At 69.9% G+C, this 386-nt stretch carries 1 protein-coding gene; it reads right to left on the bottom strand.

Annotated elements, in window-relative coordinates:
• Window positions 1-89: 89 nt before the first annotated feature.
• A partial coding sequence (locus QZH66_RS18720; RefSeq protein ID WP_305807281.1) for a FliH/SctL family protein occupies window positions 90-386 on the bottom strand: 297 nt, incomplete at its 5' end.

Below are 386 nucleotides of genomic sequence, written 5' to 3' on the forward strand. Positions count from 1 at the left end.
GAGCAGCAGGCCCGAGGCACCCATCAGGCGCCCTGTGGGCGTGGCCACGGGAACGCTGCCCAGTTCGAGTCGGCGCAGTGCGGCGGCGATCATGGCGCCTCCTCGGGCAGGGGCTCGATCAGCTGGGCGCTGATCTGCTCCATGACGGCGGCCTGCCGCTGGCGGCAGCCGGCATCGGCTTCATGGTTGCCGGCATGGACATGGCACTCCCCCGGCTCCAGCCGAGGGTCGGGCTGCAGCTTCCAGCGCTGGGCGCTTTCCGGGTGAAGCTCCTGGATGCGTTGGCATTCCTCTGGGTTGAGGCGGATCTCGACCTGGTCGTCGCTCACGCGGGGCAGGGTGGCCAGGGTTTCGTCCACCATGGCCAGCAGTTGCTGCGGCTGCAG

It is taken from the genome of Stenotrophomonas sp. YIM B06876 (genome assembly GCF_030711595.1).
Lineage (GTDB): Bacteria > Pseudomonadota > Gammaproteobacteria > Xanthomonadales > Xanthomonadaceae > Stenotrophomonas.